The organism is Kutzneria buriramensis (assembly GCF_003387475.1).
GTDB classification, from domain to species: Bacteria; Actinomycetota; Actinomycetes; order Mycobacteriales; family Pseudonocardiaceae; genus Kutzneria; species Kutzneria buriramensis.
In genome coordinates this window covers 174,477-190,786 of record NZ_QUNO01000004.1, presented here as the reverse complement: position 1 = coordinate 190,786, position 16,310 = coordinate 174,477, and the positions used below count along the sequence as shown (strand labels likewise).

The window sequence follows — 16,310 nt, the reverse complement described above, 5'->3', positions numbered from 1 at the left end:
TGCGCCGCCTTCGGCGGCGCGGCTCCGCCCCCCTTTGAGCCCCTGCCTCGCCCTTGCCGGGTTTTCGAGGCCCGCGTCGGCTCGGTGGTGGGGCGCGTCGAGTGGCGGAGCTCGAAAACCCAGCAACCGGGCGAAGCAGGGGCGGGGTCTCGCGGGGTTGCCGGCGGTATTCAGGCGACCGACTTGATCCTGGTGACCATGACGCCGCCGGCGATGGTGGCGATGGCGGAGAGGACGAAGAGCGCCGCGTAGCCGCCGGCCGCCTGGAGCGCCAGGCCGGCCACCACCGGGGCAATGACCTGCGGCAACGCGTTCGCGATGTTGATGACGCCGACGTCCTTGGCCCGGTTGGAGGCGGCCGGCAGCACCTGGGTGAGCACGGCCAGCGCGACGGCCCAGTAGACGCCGAAGCCGACGCCGAGCAGCGGGGCGGCGATCAGCGACGCCACCCAGGTCGGCCAGATCGCCAGGATGACCGCGGCGGCGGCCATCACAACCGACGAGGCCACCACGTACGGCTTGCGCTTGCCGGAGTGGTCGGACATCCGGCCGGCGACGAGCGCGCCGATCGTCAGCGCGATGCCGTAGAGCACCATCAGGATGAGCAGCCCGTCGACCGGGTCGCCCTGGTAGTGCACGGCGTCGGCGAGGAAGTACAGCAGGTACAGCGTGCCCAGGGCATTGCCGAGGTTGACCATGAAGTGGGTGCCCCAGCCCCACCCGAAGTCGGGGTGCTTGGCCGGGGAGATCCACAGCGCGCCGATCATCTGCCGCAGACCGCCGTCCGGCCGGAACCGGCGGGGCAGCACCGCATCCGGCGTGAACCGGACGAAGGCCAACGCGCCGAGCACCACCAGCACCGCGCACGCCGCGTAGCCGCCGGCCAAACTGGTGATCACCACCGACACCAGGGCGGCGCCGGCGACCGTGCCGAGCATCTGACTGATGCCGATGAAGCCGCCGACCTCGGCCCGCTGCTCGACGGGCACCCGGTCCGGCAGCGCCGAGGTGAGGCTGGCCAGCATGCCGTTCAGCCCGGCCTGCACCAGCGACCAGCCGATCACCATGATCACGACGTTCGGCGCGACCGCCAGCACGACCAGGCCGACGGCACCGAGCACCGAGCCGGCCAGCGTCCACGGGTGCCGCCGGCCCCAGCGGGAGCAGGTGCGGTCGGACAGCGCGCCGATCACCGGGTTGGCGATCAGCGCGACCAGCGCGCCGACGCCGGTGACGAGGCTGAACACCGTCTCCTTGTCGGTCCCGGCCAGCAACTGGGCCTGCTCCGGCAGCAGCACCTGGATCGGCGCGTAGATCGCCAGCCACAGGCCGAGGTTGGCCAGGAACAGCAGCGTGGTCCAGCCACCGCGGACTTTGATCACGGGTTCGGTGAGCGCGCTCGGTTCGTCGTCGAACGGTCCGGCCCCGTCGAGCTCAGCGGCCTGCGCCATCAGTGGTCACCTCTGATCAGTTCGCGGTACCAGGTGAAGGACGCCTTGGGGGTACGTCGCTGGGTCTCGTAGTCCACGTCGACCAGCCCGAACCGCGGCTGGTAGCCCTTGGACCACTCGAAGTTGTCCAGCAGCGACCACACGAAGTAGCCGCGCACGTCGACGCCCTCGTGCATGGCCAGCCGAAGCGACCGCAGGTGCTCGGCGAGGAAGTCGATGCGGGCCCGGTCGTCGACGCCGTCGAAGCTGCATCCGTTCTCGGTGATCTGCACCGGCGGCAGCCGGTCGCCGTGCCGCTCGCGCAGCTCGATCAGGAACTGGCGCAGGCCGTCCGGCACCACCGGCGACCCGTTGGTCGTCATCGGGTAACCCTCGACCTCGCCCAGGTCGAACGGCAAGGGGTTGCCCTCGGACGGGGCGGAGACCTGGGTCGGCTCGTAGTAGTTGACGCCGTAGAAGTCGATCGGGGCGCTGATCGCCGGCAGGTCGTCGGCGAAGCCGGCCGGCAGATGCTGGTGCATGGACTCGGGGTAGCCGGCGCCGAGCACCGGGTCGGCGAACAGCCAGTTGATCAGGTCGCTGGCCCGGCCGGCGGCCTCCCGGTCGCCGGGCGTGTCGGTGGCCGCCCAGACCGGGCCGTGGTTGTTGGCGGTGCCGATCTGCTTGGCGCCGGCCGCCCGCAGCGCCTGCACGGCCAGGCCGTGCGCGAGGTTCTGGTGGTGCGCGGTCGGAATGGCGTCCATCAGCAGGAACTGGCCGGGGGCGTACTGGCCGATGCCGTAGCCGTAGACGGTGGTGACCATCGGCTCGTTGATCGGGATCCACATCGGCACCCGGTCGGCGAGCTTGGCGCCGACGATCGACGCGTACTCGGCGAAGTGCTTGGCGGTGTCGCGGCTGAGCCAGCCGCCGGCGTCCTCGATCAGCTGCGGGGTGTCCCAGTGGTAGACGGTGGCGACCGGCGTGATGCCGGCCTCGCACAGCGCATCCACCAGCCGGTCGTAGAAGGCCAGGCCCTCGGGGTTGGCCGCGCCGGTGCCCTCGGGTTGCACTCTGGGCCAGGCGATCGAGAATCGGTACGCGCCGACGCCGAGGTCGCGCATGAGGCCGATGTCCTCCGGGTAGCGGTGGTAGTGATCGCACGCGATCGCCCCGCTCTGCCCGGAGAACACCCGATCGGGTGTCTCGCAGAACGTGTCCCAGACCGACCTGCCCCTGCCACCCTCAGAGACGGCACCCTCCACCTGATATGCCGAGGTGGAGACGCCCCACAGGAAGTCGCCGGGGAAGGACGGGAGGACGGGCTCGCTCATGGCACCACCTCTTGGACTTGCACTACTGCCGAGTAGACGTGAAATTTGTTCGGATAGTAGGCGTGTGCGGGGTCACAGGGAAGTGCCCGGCACCCGTCAAGGGCGAGAATGCCTGCCACAGCCGCCAGCCAAGGAGTCCGAGTGTCCGCCGACCTGAGCACCGACGTGGGTCCGCTGCGTCGCAAGCCCGTCCAGCAGCGCAGCGCCCAGCGGGTGGAGCGAATGCTCGAGGCCTGTGCCTCGCTGATCGAGGAACTGGGCTACGACGGCGTGACGACCACACTGATCGCCGAGCGGGCGGGTGTCGCGGTCGGGTCGCTCTACCAGTTCTTCCCGGACAAGCGCGCGGTCGTGCAGGCGCTGACCCTGCGCAACCTGGAGCGCTTCATGGCCAACGTGGTCCAGCGCTTCGACTCCGCCGAGCTGGAGCACTGGTGGGACGCCGTCGACTCGATGTTCGACGTGTACGTGGAGATGCACCGGACGGTGCCCGCGTTCAGCCGGCTGCACTTCGGCGACGTGGTGGACACCCGGCTGCTGGACGAGGGCAAGGACAACAACGCGGTGATCGCCGAGGGGCTGGCCGCGCTGATCTCCGAGCGGTTCGGCCGCTCGATGGAGGAACTACAACTGCCGGTCGCGATCGCCATCGAGGCGGCGGACGGCGTGCTGAAGTTCGCCTTCCGCCGCAACGACCGCGGCGACCAGGTGGTGGTCGACGAGGCGAAGGCCCTGATCAAGGGCTATCTGTCGACCCGGCTCGGCGACCCCGAGTAGGTCACCCGAACGCCTGGCCCTCGCCCCGGTAGGTGGGGGCCGTGCGCTCGACCTGATAGCCCCGGACCAGGTGGAACTCCCGGAACCGCTCGGCCAGCTCGCCGGCCTTGGCGTGCCGCATCCAGACCCGGTCGCCGATCCGCAGCCGGTCGGCGGCCTTGCCGGTGACGGGCGTCTGCACCTCGCCGGCCGCCTCCAGCTTGGTCAGCTTCAGCCCGGCCGGCAGGTAGGGCGAGGGCAGCCGGTCCTCGCCGATCGGCCCGGACGCCGGGTAGCCGCCGGTGAACAGCGTCGCCACGTTCGGGCCGGGGCGGCGGACGACCGGCAGCGCGAACAGGGCGGCCGGCCGCGGCTGGAAAGACCGGTAGCCGTCGAACAGCGTCGGCCCGAGCAGGCCGGAGCCGGCCGCGACCTCGGTGACGGCCTGTTCGCTGGACGTGCCCTCGAGGCTGCCGGTGCCGCCGCCGTTGACGAACTCCAGCGGGGCCAGCGCCCGCACCGCTGCGACCACCGCCGCCCGCCGTTCCGCCAGCTCGGCGGCCGATTTCGCCTGCATCCAGCGCACCGCGGCGCCGCGCAGGGGGTTGCCGGGGGGCGCGTCGCCGATGCCGGCGATCTGCCCCTCGTAGGCCATGATCCCGACCGCCTTGAAGCCCGGCCGATCGACGATTCGTTTGGTCAGCTCGGTGGCCTGGGCCGCGGTGTGCACCGGCGAGCGCAGTGGTCCGACGTGCAGCCGCCGCGAGCCGTTGAGCGGCCGCCAGGAGGCGTCGAGCTCGATGCAGACCCGGATCTCCGGGTGGCCCGGGCCGAGCGCGTCGTCGATGAGGTCGAGGTGCTCGACCGAGTCGACCATGACCGTGATCGCGCTGCGCGCGGCCTCGTCCACGGCGAGCTTCTGGAGCGTCGCGCGGTCCGTCGTCGGGTAGCCGACCAGCAGGTCGTCGCTGGTTCCCTCGGCGAACAACCACATCGCCTCGGCCAGCGAATAGGTCATCAGGCCGGCGTAGCCCGGCATCGCCAGCACCCGATCGAGCAGGGCGCGGACGCGCACGGACTTGCTGGCGACGCGGATCGGCGTGCCGCCGGCCCTGCGCACCAGCTCGGTGGCGTTGTGGTCGAAGGCGTCGAGGTCGACCAGGGCGAACGGCGGATCGAAGCCCTCGGTCGCGGAGTCGAACCGGACGCGCTGCTGCTGCGGTGACACAGTTGCACGGTACGTCGAGACGCATTGAAATGTGAATACTTTTCACCTAGCTTGTGTGCAGCGCATCACAGGGTCACGGAGGACAGCGATGGTCGGACGTCTCCGGTTGGGCAGCGATACGGCACGCCCGGCGCCGTGGCGGAACTGGGCGGGTACGGCGCGGTCACAGCCGGTGCACGTGGCTCGCCCGCGTGACGTGAGCGAGATCGCCGAGGCGGTGACCGTCGCGGCCAAGGACGGCTTCACCGTGCGGCCGCGGGGCAGTGGACACTCGTTCACCAGCATCGCCGCCACCGACGGCGTGGCCATCGACCTGGGCGAGTGGTCCGGCGTCGTGCGCGCCGACCTGGAGAAGGGCCTGGTCACGGTGCGATCCGGCACGCCGCTGCACCGGTTGAACGTCGAGCTGCACCGCCTCGGCCTGGCCATGGCCAACCTCGGCGACATCGATGCCCAGACCATTTCCGGCGCCATCTCCACCGGCACGCACGGCACCGGCGCCCGCCTCGGCGGCCTGTCCACGCAGGTCAGGGCCCTGGAGCTGGTGCTCGCCGACGGCACGGTGGTCACCTGTTCCCCCGACGAGCGACCGGACCTGTTCAGCGCCGCCCGGGTCGGCCTCGGCGCCCTTGGCGTGATCAGCACCGTGACGTTGCAGTGCGTGCCCGCCTTCGTGCTGCGCGCCCGGGAGTTCCCGCAGCCACTGGACGGGATCCTGGACAAGTTCGACGACATGACGGCGTCCGAGGACCACGTCGAGTTCCACTGGTTCCCGCACAGCGACCGGGTGCAGGTCAAGCACAACGTTCGGCTGCCCGCAGAGGCCGCGGCCCAGCCGCTGTCGAAGGCACGCCAGTTCTACGAGTACGAGGTGATGGAGAACGGCGCCTTCAGCCTGGTGTGCAAGCTGGGCCGCGCCGTGCCGTCCGTCGTGCCGACCCTGAACCGCGTGTGCGCCTCGCTGTGGTCCGAGCGCTCGTACAGCGACCAGTCGTTCCGGGTGTTCACCACGCCGCGGCGGGTGCGGTTCGTCGAGACCGAGTACGCGGTTCCACGTGAATCACTGCACGGCGTGCTCCGCGAGTTCCGGTCGGCCATCCCCCGGCTCCGGCATCCGGTGATCGTGCCCGTCGAGGTGCGGGTCGCGGCCGCCGACGACATCCCGCTGTCGACCGCTTTCGGCCGGGACAGCGCGTACATCGCCATCCACCAGTACGTCGGCATGCCGTACCGGGAGTACTTCGACACCTTCGAGAAGATCGCCGGCGCGGTCGGCGGACGCCCGCACTGGGGCAAGATGCACACCCTCGACGCCGCCGTGCTGGCCGAGCGGTATCCCAAGTTCGAGGAGTTCCGCGCGGTGCGGGCCAAGGTCGACCCGACCGGCGTGTTCCGCAACGCCTACCTGGACACGGTGCTGGGCGCCCCGTGACATTCGGTCATGGGGGCAACCCGCGCAGTAAAACCCTCACTGCGCCCCAACACCGCAGGTCAACCGATACGCAAACGCTTGTCCACAGGCACCCGAGTTATCCACAGGCGCCTTCCGTCAAAGATCAACTCCACCCCACCCCCGATAGGCTGGCAGCGGGGTCGCCCCCCGGGATCGGGTGGGGGATGCCGGTAGTACGGAGGAGCACGCGTGGCGGGTGGGTGGCGGTGATCATCGCCGCTGGGTCATGGGCGGCTCACGGCGGCGACGGCGGCCGGGATGTCGTCCTCGCCGGCGATCAACTCCAGGGTCAGCCCGGCGGTCGCCGGCGCGTCGAGCAGCGCGACCAACACCGCGGCGACATCCGCCCGAGTGACGGTGCCCCGCGTGGTGCCGGGAGTCTCCAACCGGATCCGACCGGTGGGCGCGTCGTTGGTGAGTGCACCGGGACGCAGCACCGTCCAGTCGAAGTCGTACCCGCGCACCGCGTCCTCCGCGGCGGTCTTGGCCGCGATGTACGCGGTCCACGACTCGTCGGAGCCGGCGGCGAGCGGTCGGCCGACGCCCATCGAGCTCACCAACAGGTAGCGACGGATCCCGGCGAGCACCGCGGCCTCGGCCAGCAGCACGGCGGCCGCCCGGTCGACGGTGTCCTTGCGATCGGTCCCGCTGTTCGGACCGGCGCCCGCGGCGAACACCACGGCGTCGGCGTCCTTGAGGTGGCCGGCGAGCTCGTCGGCGGTGGCGGACTCGAGGTCGCACACCACCGCTTCGGCTCCGGCGACGGCCAGATCGTCGGCGTGGGCGGGGTTTCGCACCAACCCGACCGGGTTGTCGCCCCGACCGGAGAGCAGTCGCTCCAGTACGAGGGCGATCTGGCCGTGTCCGCCGGCGATCACTACGCGCATGTGGTCCGACACTAGTTCAGCTGGCGGTGGCCAGCACCTGCTCGTAGACGACCTCGTTGACCCAACGGGTGACGGCGGTCTGCTCGAGGCTGATGTGCTCGGGCGTGCCGGCGAGGTCCATGGAGACGGTGCCGTCCGGGTCGGCGGTGACGATGGACAGGCCGTAGCGGCGGGCGCGCGGCAGGCAGTTGCTCAGGTAGTCGTCGGTCAGCGCGACGGACGACGGCAGCACGACGGCGGCGTCACCGTGCAGCGCGAACGGCACGGCGGAGGCGAGACCGGTGCGCCAGTGCTTGGCGACGGCCAGCACACCGACGATGCGCACGGCGGCCGGCGGCACCTTGCCCGCCAGCTCCGGCCACACCCAGGTGGCGACCGTGGTGCGGTCGACGACCGGGCCGACGCCGAAGCACAGGCGCTCGGCGTGCGCGTCGGGCAGCAGCTCGGCGACCACGAAGACCTTGCGGCCGAGCAGGGTCAGCTGCGGCAGCAGCACGCCCTTCCAGCCCAACCGCTCGACCGCCTTGACGGCGAGTTCCTCGGACGGCGCCGGAAGTTCGACCGCGGGGACCGCGCGGGACGGCAGGGTCTTGGCGTTCTTGTGGACTGCTGCCGTGTTGCCAGCGGAGCGGCTCACGAACTTCGCCTCCTCATCAGCCTCGACGACTGCGCCGTCGCGATTTCTTCCGGTTACTGGAGTACCAGGTCTGACCGGCGGTGATCCCGCGCTCCGTCGCGGTGTGCGGTTGGCGGCAACAAGCGGTCGATGACCGGTCGCCAGCCCCGAATCGGACTTCGGTCCGGCGGTGCTGCCGTTCGTGTGAACGGCTCCGTCGGACGGTCGACGGTCGGCCAGCGGTCACGCGCAGCACGATGCACGTGCATCTGCGCAGGAACGGGCCCCGGTAGCGTTCACGCGAGTGGTGGTATCGACGCCGCTGACCAGCCGCGCAGGCCGCTGAACGGGTGAACGCCGACCGTTCGTCGCACGGTGACGGGACCACCACGCGACGAACGGTCGGCGTGGTCCCGCACAATCGAGGTGACAAAACCGGTACAGTCCGTCACCGGCATTCACGGATGCCTGGCAGGTCCACCTTCTGATCCCGGCCGACGGGTGGAACAGACCGCCGACGGTTGTCTCCGCGCACCACCGTTTTCTTGTGACTCGACGACGGCTGCCTTCTTGCCCTTCGCCGAGCCGGGCGGCGAGGAGCGAGGACCCATGCCACACAGACTTTCCCTGGTCCGGCGCCTGGCGATGCTGCGCCGCATGTACACCGGCGAGACCGATTCGACGCTGCTGCCCGCGATCACGGCGGGCCTGCAGCAGTTGGGCCCCGAGGACCGGCAACTGCTGCACGAGGTGCTGGACACCGACAACGTGGGCCGGCTGTTCGGCGACGACGAGCTGACCCCGCTGCCGGTCCACGTGCGCCGGGCGATGCTGGCCGACGCCCCGACCGAGGGCCAGCGGGAGTTGGAGTCGGGCATCCTGACCGCCGCCGGTCTCGCGGTGAACCACCTGCACCTGCGCATGCCGGCCGATCTGCTGCGGCCGGCCCGGGTGTTCCGGATGGTCCGCCCGCACGCCCACGAGATGGTGCTGCACCTGGAGTCGACCGCGCTCGGCCCGATCCTGGCCGAGCTGATGCCCCGGGTGACGCCGGAGGGGTTGGTCGGCATGCCGGGCCTGCGCGCCCGCCTGCACCGCCGGCACGTCGAGCTCTTCCTGGTCGACGACGTCTCGGCGACCGTGCACCTGTCCAATGTGTCCTACCGCCAGTGGACGGCGGCGCTGGCGTTCGCCGAGTCGCTCGTCGACATGGGCGAACTGCGCTGGCTGGGCAACGACCCCGCACCGCTCATCGACGCCGAACGGTCGGCGCTCGACGTCCGGCACCGCGCGCCGGGCCCCGCCGGCCTGAACAGCGCGCTGCTGCGGCGGGCCCGCATCTTCGGCGACGCCCTGTGGTTCGTCGTGTGGTCACAGGGCTGCGAGACCACGAAGGTCGACTGGGTTCCGCAACCGTCACTCGGACGGGTGACGCGACTGCTCATGCATCCGCTGTTCGGCCTGCCCGGCGACGGCCATCACGTCCGCTACTTCGACGAGGCCGGCCTGACCGTCACCGATCCGCACGCTCCGCGCTGCCCCATGCACCCCGCGTCGGGTCCGCCCGTCCTGGTCGTGCGCCCCGCGCCGTTCCCGGACGGTCCGCTGGAATTGGCCAGCCCCGGCTGGCGCTCCCACACCGCCCCGTGGGCGGCCTGGCATCGAGTTCTCTCCGCCGCCAATCCGACCTTCCCCCGGCAGTCGACCCAGCCCCCGTCGCCCCTCCCTCAGTGACCGACGTCACCCAGTCAGACGATTTTCGCCCCCCTTGCACCCCCACCCCCGTTTCGCTCCCCGCGAAACGGGGCCCACCCACACCCGCCACAAACAAATGGCCCAACGAAGCACCGCCGCACAAAAGTCCACCAAACACCCAGCCCCCAAAGCATCCGCCGAGCGACAAAAACACCCGACCATCGCCATCGCTCCCGGACAAAAACCCAGCCGAGCCCCCGCCACCGCCTCGCACGCCGATCGACTCCCCCCGAAGCCCGCAGACGAGCACCCCGGCCCCCGGCCCGCACAGCACCTCACACGCGACCGGCACAGCCGGCTCGCGGCGCCCCCGAACCTCTGCGGATCACCTGACGACGAAACACACCCCGACAAACCGACTCAGGCGCCGACTCCTACGTCCAGGGAAGCCACCCAATGACCACCGCACCCCGGGGTTGCACAAATCACACCCCACCCCAAGCCGGCCCCACAAAACCACCCCACCCGAACCCAACCCATCCCCAACCACACTTGGGGGGGTCAAGGGGGGCGAAGCCCCTCCTTGCTTGGGGTCTGGGGCGAGAGCCCCAGTGTGAAAAACGAAAGAGCCCCGTTCGCGCATTCCGCGAACGGGGCTCTCTCACTCTTGAGTGGGCGAGGGGGGAGTTGAACCCCCACGTCCTTTCGGACACACGGACCTGAACCGTGCGCGTCTGCCATTCCGCCACTCGCCCGGAGCGACGAGAGGAACCCTAGCACGGCTGTGGGGCGGTCTCCTAATTGGGCCGTGTCGCCACTCGCGGGCCCGGATACGATCGAGTCAGGAAGTCCGTAGCGAGAGGAACAGCCGTGGGACGCGTGCAGCGCTTCGAGCGCCGCCTTGAGGGCGCTGTGGGCAACGCCTTCGCACGCGTGTTCGGCGGTAGCGTCGTGCCGCAGGAGGTGGCGCAGGCGCTGCAACGCGAGGCCGAGCTGAACGTCAAGGAGCTCGCCGGGGACAGGTTGCTGGCGCCCAACAGCTATCGGGTGCTGCTCGGCGCAGCCGACCACGACCGTTTGGCGGGTGCGGGGCAGGACGAACAGCGCATAACGGAGCTGCTCGAGGACTGCGTCCGGGAGCACCTCGCAGAGCACGGATGGGATACCTATGGTGACGTCGTAGTCTCCCTGGAGCGCTCCGACGCGCTGCACACGGGACAGTTCCGAACCAACTCGTCCGTCGACCCTGACGTACGACGGCCAGCACCACCTCGCACCGCAGGAGACCGATCCATGAGCCAGCCACCAGGCCAGTACCCCCCGCAGGACCCCTACGGTCAGCACCAGGGTCAGCAGGGTTACGGCTATGACCAGGGCTACCCGCAGCAGGGCGGCTACCCGCAGCAGCAGCAACAGCAGCAGGGCGGGTACGACCAGTACGGCCAGCAGCAGGGTGGCGGTTACGACCAGCACGGCTACCCGCAGCAGGGTGGCGGTGGTTACGAGCAGGGCTACCCCCAGCAGGGCGGCGGCTACCCGCCGCAGGGTGGCGGTGGTTACGAGCAGGGCTACCCGCAGCAGGGCGGTGGCGGCGGCTATGACCAGGGCTACCCGCAGCAGGGTGGTTACGGTCAGCAGGGCGGCGGCTACGACCAGTACGGCCAGCAGGGCGGCTACGGTCAGCAGCAGGGCGGCTACGACCAGTACGGGCAGCAGGGCGGCTACGGCCAGCAGGACCCGTACGGGGCGCCTCCCGGCCCGCCGCCGGGCCCGCGCCAGATCACCGCGATCCTGCAGCTGGACGACGGTTCCAACCGCACGTACAACCTGAAGCAGGGCGGCAACGTGGTCGGCCGTGGCCAGGACGCGGACTTCCGTCTGCCCGACACGGGGGTCTCCAGGAGGCACCTGGAGATCACCTGGGATGGTCAGAGTGCGATGCTCGCGGACCTCGGCTCCACGAACGGCAGCACGGTGAACGGCACCCCGGTGCAGACCTGGCAGCTCGCGGACGGCGACGTCGTCCGGGTCGGCCACTCGTCACTCGTGTTCCGCACGCAGGGCTGAGGCGGTCGCGGGCGGGTACGAGGCAGGCAGGGAGCGGTCACTACAGGTGCCAGAGCTGGTGTTGCAGCTGACCAGAGCAGGGTTTCTCGCCCTGCTCTGGTTGTTCGTGCTGGCCGCGCTGCGCGTGGTCCGATCCGACATCTACGCCGCGTCGGGGCTGAGAGTCGCGGTGCCCGGAGGGTTCCGCAAGGGTGGCAAGCAACTGGCCAAGGGGAAGACGGCCAAGCAGCTTGTGGTCACCCACGGTGCGCTCACGGGCACCCGCATCTCGCTCGACGGCAGACCGATCCTGATCGGTCGCGCCGACGACTCCACGCTCGTGCTCGATGACGACTTCGCCTCGACCAGACACGCGAGGCTGTCGCTGCGTGGCAGCGACTGGTACGTGGAGGATCTCGGCTCCACGAACGGAACATACCTAGACCGGGCGAAGGTGACGGCACCGCTGCGGGTCCCGCTCGGTGCCCCGATACGCATCGGCAAGACAGTGATCGAGCTGCGCACATGACCCTCGTCCTCCGCTATGCGGCCCGCAGTGACCGGGGCCTGGTTCGTGCCAACAACCAGGACTCCGTCTACGCGGGCCCCCGCCTGCTCGCCCTCGCCGACGGCATGGGCGGCCACGCCGCCGGTGAGGTGGCCAGCAAGGTGGTTGTCGCCGCCCTGGCCCCGCTCGACGACGACGAGCCCGGCGACGACCTGCTCGACCAGCTCCGCGGCGCGGTGCTGGACGGCAACGGCGCCATCGCCGAGCTGGTGTCGCACGATCCGGACCTCGACGGGATGGGCACCACGCTGACCGCGGTGCTGTTCTCCGGCAACCGGCTCGGTCTCGTGCACGTCGGCGACTCCCGCGCCTATCTGCTGCGCGGCGGCCAGTTCACCCAGATCACGCACGACGACACGTTCGTCCAGTCGCTGATCGACGAGGGCCGGATCACCGAGGAGGAGGCCAACGTGCACCCGCAGCGGTCGCTGCTGCTGCGCGCGTTGACCGGCCACGAGGTGGAGCCGAGCCTGGCGGTCCGCGAGGCCCGCGCCGGCGATCGGTACCTGCTGTGCTCGGACGGGCTGTGCTCGTACGTCAGCCACGAGACGCTGGCCGAGGCGATCCTGATCCCGGACCCGCAGGCCTGCGCGGACCGGATGATCGAGCTGGCGCTCAAGGCCGGCGGCCCGGACAACGTGACGGTGATCATCGCCGACGTGGTGGACGTGGACTACGGCGACGACGTGGCGATCGTCGGCGGCGCCGCCGGGGACGGCAGCCAGGACCAGCCGCCACCGGACTCGCCGGCGTCCCGCGCCGGCGCGATAACCGCACCGCGGACGCCGCCGCCACAAGCGATGGCGCAGGTAGCACCGACACCGGACCCCAAGGCGAGGAATCGCAAGAGGGTCCGGTTACTCGTCTGGATCGTGGCGGTCCTGATCGTGCTGGGGCTGGGCGCTGGCGGCACCGTGTGGTGGGTGCTCGGCCAGTACTACGTGGGCGCCACCGAGGACAACCATGTCGCGATCTTCGAGGGCGTGCGCGGCGGCCCGGTGCTGGGCATCCCGCTGCACCGGGTGGCCGAGAGCTCGTGCCTGATCCCGACGCAGGCGAACTGCCAGCCGCTGACCCTGGACCAGCTCCAGGAGTCGGCGCGTGAGGCCGTGCGCCAGGGCGTGATCCCGGAGAACGCGGGTGTGGACGGCGCGCGCGAGGCGGTGCACCGGCTGTGGCTGGGCTCGCTGCTGCCGCTGTGCACGACCACGGGGACCACGACCACCACCACGACGACGACCACGGCGGCGGGCGCCACCACCACCGGCGCGCCGAACGGCGCCGCCAGTTCGACCAGCTCCACGCCCACGCTGACCAGCGCACCGCAGCAGCCGGGCAAGAACTGTAGGGAGGGCTGATGGCCCTGCCGCCCGGTGTGCTGGGTTCGGCGACGACGCACATGACTGCGCCGGGGTCGACCCCCGCCACACCGACCCGCCGCGGCACCGAGCTCACGCTGCTCGGTTTCGTGCTCGGACTGGTCGTGCTCGCCTTCGTGCTGATCTCGGAGAACCAGTCGCAGAGCATCAAGCCGGAGATCCTGCTCTACATCGCCGGCTACGCGGTGCTGTTCGGGGTGGCACACCTGGCGGTGCGCAAGTTCGCGCCGTACGCGGATCCGCTGATCCTGCCGTGCGCCGCGATGCTCAACGGCCTGAGCATCGCGATGCTGTACCGGCTGGACCCACCGCTGGCCGAGATCGCCTTCTCGGGCGGGAACGGCTACTCCAACGCAGCCCCGAAGCAGCTGATCTGGACCGGCCTGTCGCTGCTGGCGATGATCGCGGTGCTGTGGCTGATCAAGGACCACCGAACGCTGTCCCGCTACGGCTACACCTTCGGCCTGGCCGGCCTGGTGCTGCTGGTGCTGCCGGGCGTGCTGCCGTGCAGCATCTCCTGCGTGGCCGGCGCGAAGCTGTGGATCATCATCGGCCCGGTCTCGATCCAGCCCGGCGAGTTCGCCAAGGTGCTGATCATCCTGTTCGTGGCCGCCTTCCTGGTGTCCAAGCGGGACCTGTTCACCATCGCCGGCCGCAAGTTCGTCGGCCTCGAACTGCCCCGGCCGCGGGACATGGGCCCGCTGCTGATCGCGTGGGCGGTCGCGATCCTCGTCCTGATGATCGAGAAGGAGCTCGGCGCGTCGCTGATGTTCTTCGGCACCGTGCTGGCCATGCTCTACCTGGCCACCGAGCGGTCCTCCTGGGTGTGGATCGGCATCGTGCTGTTCATGGGCGGCGCCACCGTGGCCGACCGGTTGTTCACGCACGTGCAGACCCGGGTGGCGAACTGGGTCGATCCCTTCGCCGACGCCCAGGGTGACGGCTACCAGATGGTGCAGTCCCTGTTCAGCCTGGGCAGCGGCGGCATCGCCGGCGCCGGGCTGGGCGGCGGCCATCCGGAGCTGGTACCGGTGATCAACAGCGACTTCATCGTGGCCGCGTTCGGCGAGGAGCTGGGCTTCATCGGCCTGGCCGCCATGATCATGGTGTACATGCTGCTGGCGATGCGCGGCCTGCGCAGCGGCCTGGCGGTGCGCGACACCTTCGGCAAGCTGCTCGCCGGCGGCCTGTCCTTCCTGCTGATGTGGCAGATCTTCGTGGTCATCGGCGGCATCAGCAAGCTCATCCCGCAGACGGGTCTGACCGCCCCGTTCCTGTCCGCCGGCGGCTCGTCCCTGCTGGCCAGCTACATCATGGTGGCGCTGCTGCTGCGGATCTCCGACGCCGCGCGCCGCCCGCAGGCCAGCCGTCCCAAGCCACAGGCGCCGATCGCCGAGGCAAGCACCGTCCTCGTGGAGCGACCGACGTGAACAAGCCACTTCGCCGGGTCGGCCTCACCATGATGGTGATGGTCCTGCTCCTGCTGGCCAATCTCACCTACGTGCAGGTGATCAACGCCGACACGTACGCCAACAACCCGAGCAACCGCCGCAGCGTGATGGAGGAGTACGGCCGGCAGCGCGGCCAGATCGTCAGCGCCACCGGCACCATCCTGGCCAACTCGGTGGAGACCAAGGACGCCCAGCACTACCAGCGGGTCTACAAGAACGGCCCGGAGTACGCCCCGGTCACCGGCTACTACTCGTCGATCTTCGGCGCGACCGGCATCGAGCGGGCCGAGGACGACGTGCTCAACGGCTCGTCGTCGAAGCTGTTCGTGCGCCGGCTGTCCGACCTGATCACGGGCCGGGACCCGCGCGGCGGCAACGTGCAGCTGACCGTCGACCCCAAGGCCCAGGACGCGGCCTACGCCGGCATGACGGCGAAGAACTTCAGCGGTGCGGTGGTCGCGATCAAGCCGTCGACCGGCGAGATCCTGGCGATGGTGAGCACTCCGTCGTTCGACCCGAACCCGCTGGCCTCGCACGACAACGGCACCCAGCGCGACACCATCACCAAGCTGGACGACGACCCGAACAAGCCGGCGCTCAACCGCGCGACGCAGGAGACGTTGCCGCCGGGCTCCACGTTCAAGCTGGTGGTGGCCTCCGCCGCGCTGTCCGACGGCGTGGACGACGCGAACACCAAGAACCTGCCGGCCGATCCGACGATCACGCTGCCGGGCACCACCACCACGTTGTCCAACTTCGCCAACGAGACCTGCCCGGAGAGCACGAACGGCCAGGTGTCGGTGACGATCGCGATCGAGTACTCCTGCAACACCGCGTTCTCCACGCTGGCCGGCAAGGTCGGCAAGGACAACCTGATCGCGCAGGCGTCCAAGTTCGGCATCGGCCAGACCGATCTGACGGTGCCGCTGTCGGTGGCGCCGTCGACCGTCGGGTCCATCCCGGACGACGCGGCGCTCTTCCAGAGCGGCATCGGCCAGCGCGACGTGAAGCTGACCCCGCTCCAGGACGCCATGGTGGCGGCGACCATCGCCAACGGCGGCGTGCGCATGCAGCCGCAGCTGGTGAAGAACATCCTGGCCCCGGACATGTCGCCGATCTCCACGTTCTCGCCGCAGGAGGCCCCGGGCGGCCCCGCGATCAGCAAGGACGTGGCGGACCAGATCAAGGCGATGATGAAGCTGTCCGAGCAGCACACCGGCGGCACGGGCAAGCAGGCCAACATCAGCATCGCGTCCAAGACCGGCACCGCCGAGCACGGCACCGACCCGAAGAACACCCCGCCGCACGCCTGGTACGTGGCGTTCGCGCCGGCGGACAACCCACAGATCGCGGTGTGCGTTGTAGTGGAGAACGGCGGCGACCGCGGCCTGGCCGCGACCGGCAGCTCCGTGGCCGCGGGCGTCGGCCGCGCCACCATCAACGCGTATCTGGCCGGGGGAGGCTGAG

General features: G+C 70.3%; 13 protein-coding genes and 1 tRNA gene. 8 read left to right on the top strand and 6 right to left on the bottom strand.

Annotated elements, in window-relative coordinates; genetic code table 11:
- Positions 1–170: 170 nt before the first annotated feature.
- Positions 171–1,451, bottom strand: coding sequence for an MFS transporter (locus tag BCF44_RS12830; RefSeq protein ID WP_116174470.1), 1,281 nt, complete (start codon positions 1,449–1,451; stop codon positions 171–173).
- Complete coding sequence (locus tag BCF44_RS12825) at positions 1,451–2,764, bottom strand: GH1 family beta-glucosidase (protein ID WP_116174469.1); 1,314 nt, start codon at positions 2,762–2,764, stop codon at positions 1,451–1,453. The genes BCF44_RS12830 and BCF44_RS12825 overlap by 1 nt, the downstream gene beginning before the upstream one ends.
- Positions 2,765–2,905: 141 nt before the next feature.
- Between BCF44_RS12825 and BCF44_RS12820 the strand changes: the two genes are divergently transcribed.
- Positions 2,906–3,541: a TetR/AcrR family transcriptional regulator gene (locus tag BCF44_RS12820; RefSeq protein WP_379796416.1), complete on the top strand. Its 636-nt coding sequence runs from the start codon at positions 2,906–2,908 to the stop codon at positions 3,539–3,541.
- 1 nt (position 3,542) lies between these two features.
- Here the strand turns inward: BCF44_RS12820 and BCF44_RS12815 are convergent, their stop codons facing one another.
- Entirely contained in the window at positions 3,543–4,748 is a 1,206-nt protein-coding gene (locus BCF44_RS12815) for an amino acid deaminase/aldolase (RefSeq protein ID WP_116174467.1), read from the bottom strand.
- An 88-nt stretch (positions 4,749–4,836) separates the two neighbouring features.
- Here BCF44_RS12815 and BCF44_RS12810 point away from each other — a divergent pair, with 88 nt between their 5' ends.
- Entirely contained in the window at positions 4,837–6,180 is a 1,344-nt protein-coding gene (locus BCF44_RS12810) for a D-arabinono-1,4-lactone oxidase (protein WP_116174466.1), read from the top strand.
- A 245-nt stretch (positions 6,181–6,425) separates the two neighbouring features.
- On the opposite strand, the gene BCF44_RS12805 is transcribed toward BCF44_RS12810, so the two are convergent.
- Positions 6,426–7,088 (bottom strand): SDR family oxidoreductase, encoded by a 663-nt coding sequence (locus BCF44_RS12805; protein WP_116174896.1) that lies wholly within the window; start codon positions 7,086–7,088, stop codon positions 6,426–6,428.
- Between the two features lie 16 nt (positions 7,089–7,104).
- Positions 7,105–7,725, bottom strand: coding sequence for a hypothetical protein (locus tag BCF44_RS12800; protein ID WP_116174465.1), 621 nt, complete (start codon positions 7,723–7,725; stop codon positions 7,105–7,107).
- Positions 7,726–8,313: 588 nt separating this feature from the next.
- On the opposite strand from BCF44_RS12800, the gene BCF44_RS12795 reads away from it, so the two are divergent.
- A complete protein-coding gene (locus BCF44_RS12795) occupies positions 8,314–9,438 on the top strand; it encodes a hypothetical protein (protein ID WP_116174464.1) in 1,125 nt (374 codons plus the stop codon).
- Positions 9,439–10,071: 633 nt separating this feature from the next.
- Here BCF44_RS12795 and BCF44_RS12790 read toward each other — a convergent pair.
- Positions 10,072–10,154: transfer RNA gene (locus tag BCF44_RS12790), tRNA-Leu, on the bottom strand.
- A 115-nt stretch (positions 10,155–10,269) separates the two neighbouring features.
- Here BCF44_RS12790 and BCF44_RS12785 point away from each other — a divergent pair.
- From BCF44_RS12785 to BCF44_RS12765, 5 genes are read left to right on the top strand one after another with little or no spacing between them, the layout of a single operon-like run.
- Positions 10,270–11,466, top strand: a complete 1,197-nt coding sequence (locus BCF44_RS12785; protein WP_116174463.1) for an FHA domain-containing protein — start codon at positions 10,270–10,272, stop codon at positions 11,464–11,466.
- A gap of 46 nt (positions 11,467–11,512) precedes the next feature.
- Positions 11,513–11,974 carry an FHA domain-containing protein FhaB/FipA gene (locus tag BCF44_RS12780; protein ID WP_116174462.1) on the top strand — a complete coding sequence of 154 codons (462 nt, stop codon included), beginning with the start codon at positions 11,513–11,515 and terminating at the stop codon, positions 11,972–11,974.
- Positions 11,971–13,371: a PP2C family protein-serine/threonine phosphatase gene (locus tag BCF44_RS12775; RefSeq protein WP_116174461.1), complete on the top strand. Its 1,401-nt coding sequence runs from the start codon at positions 11,971–11,973 to the stop codon at positions 13,369–13,371. Before BCF44_RS12780 ends, BCF44_RS12775 begins: the two co-directional genes overlap by 4 nt.
- Positions 13,371–14,822 carry an FtsW/RodA/SpoVE family cell cycle protein gene (locus BCF44_RS12770; RefSeq protein ID WP_116174460.1) on the top strand — a complete coding sequence of 484 codons (1,452 nt, stop codon included), beginning with the start codon at positions 13,371–13,373 and terminating at the stop codon, positions 14,820–14,822. Before BCF44_RS12775 ends, BCF44_RS12770 begins: the two co-directional genes overlap by 1 nt.
- Positions 14,819–16,309, top strand: a complete 1,491-nt coding sequence (locus tag BCF44_RS12765) for a peptidoglycan D,D-transpeptidase FtsI family protein (RefSeq protein ID WP_116174459.1) — start codon at positions 14,819–14,821, stop codon at positions 16,307–16,309. Before BCF44_RS12770 ends, BCF44_RS12765 begins: the two co-directional genes overlap by 4 nt.
- Position 16,310 lies beyond the last annotated feature (1 nt).

Bases quoted from the DNA above. Each gene is read 5' to 3' on its own strand.
- BCF44_RS12830 (WP_116174470.1), bottom strand. From the start codon at position 1,451: ATGGCGCAGGCCGCTGAGCTCGACGGGGCCGGACCGTTCGACGACGAA.
- BCF44_RS12825 (WP_116174469.1), bottom strand. From the start codon at position 2,764: ATGAGCGAGCCCGTCCTCCCGTCCTTCCCCGGCGACTTCCTGTGGGGC.
- BCF44_RS12810 (WP_116174466.1), top strand. From the start codon at position 4,837: ATGGTCGGACGTCTCCGGTTGGGCAGCGATACGGCACGCCCGGCGCCG.
- BCF44_RS12805 (WP_116174896.1), bottom strand. From the start codon at position 7,088: ATGCGCGTAGTGATCGCCGGCGGACACGGCCAGATCGCCCTCGTACTG.
- BCF44_RS12795 (WP_116174464.1), top strand. From the start codon at position 8,314: ATGCCACACAGACTTTCCCTGGTCCGGCGCCTGGCGATGCTGCGCCGC.
- BCF44_RS12775 (WP_116174461.1), top strand. From the start codon at position 11,971: ATGACCCTCGTCCTCCGCTATGCGGCCCGCAGTGACCGGGGCCTGGTT.
- BCF44_RS12770 (WP_116174460.1), top strand. From the start codon at position 13,371: ATGGCCCTGCCGCCCGGTGTGCTGGGTTCGGCGACGACGCACATGACT.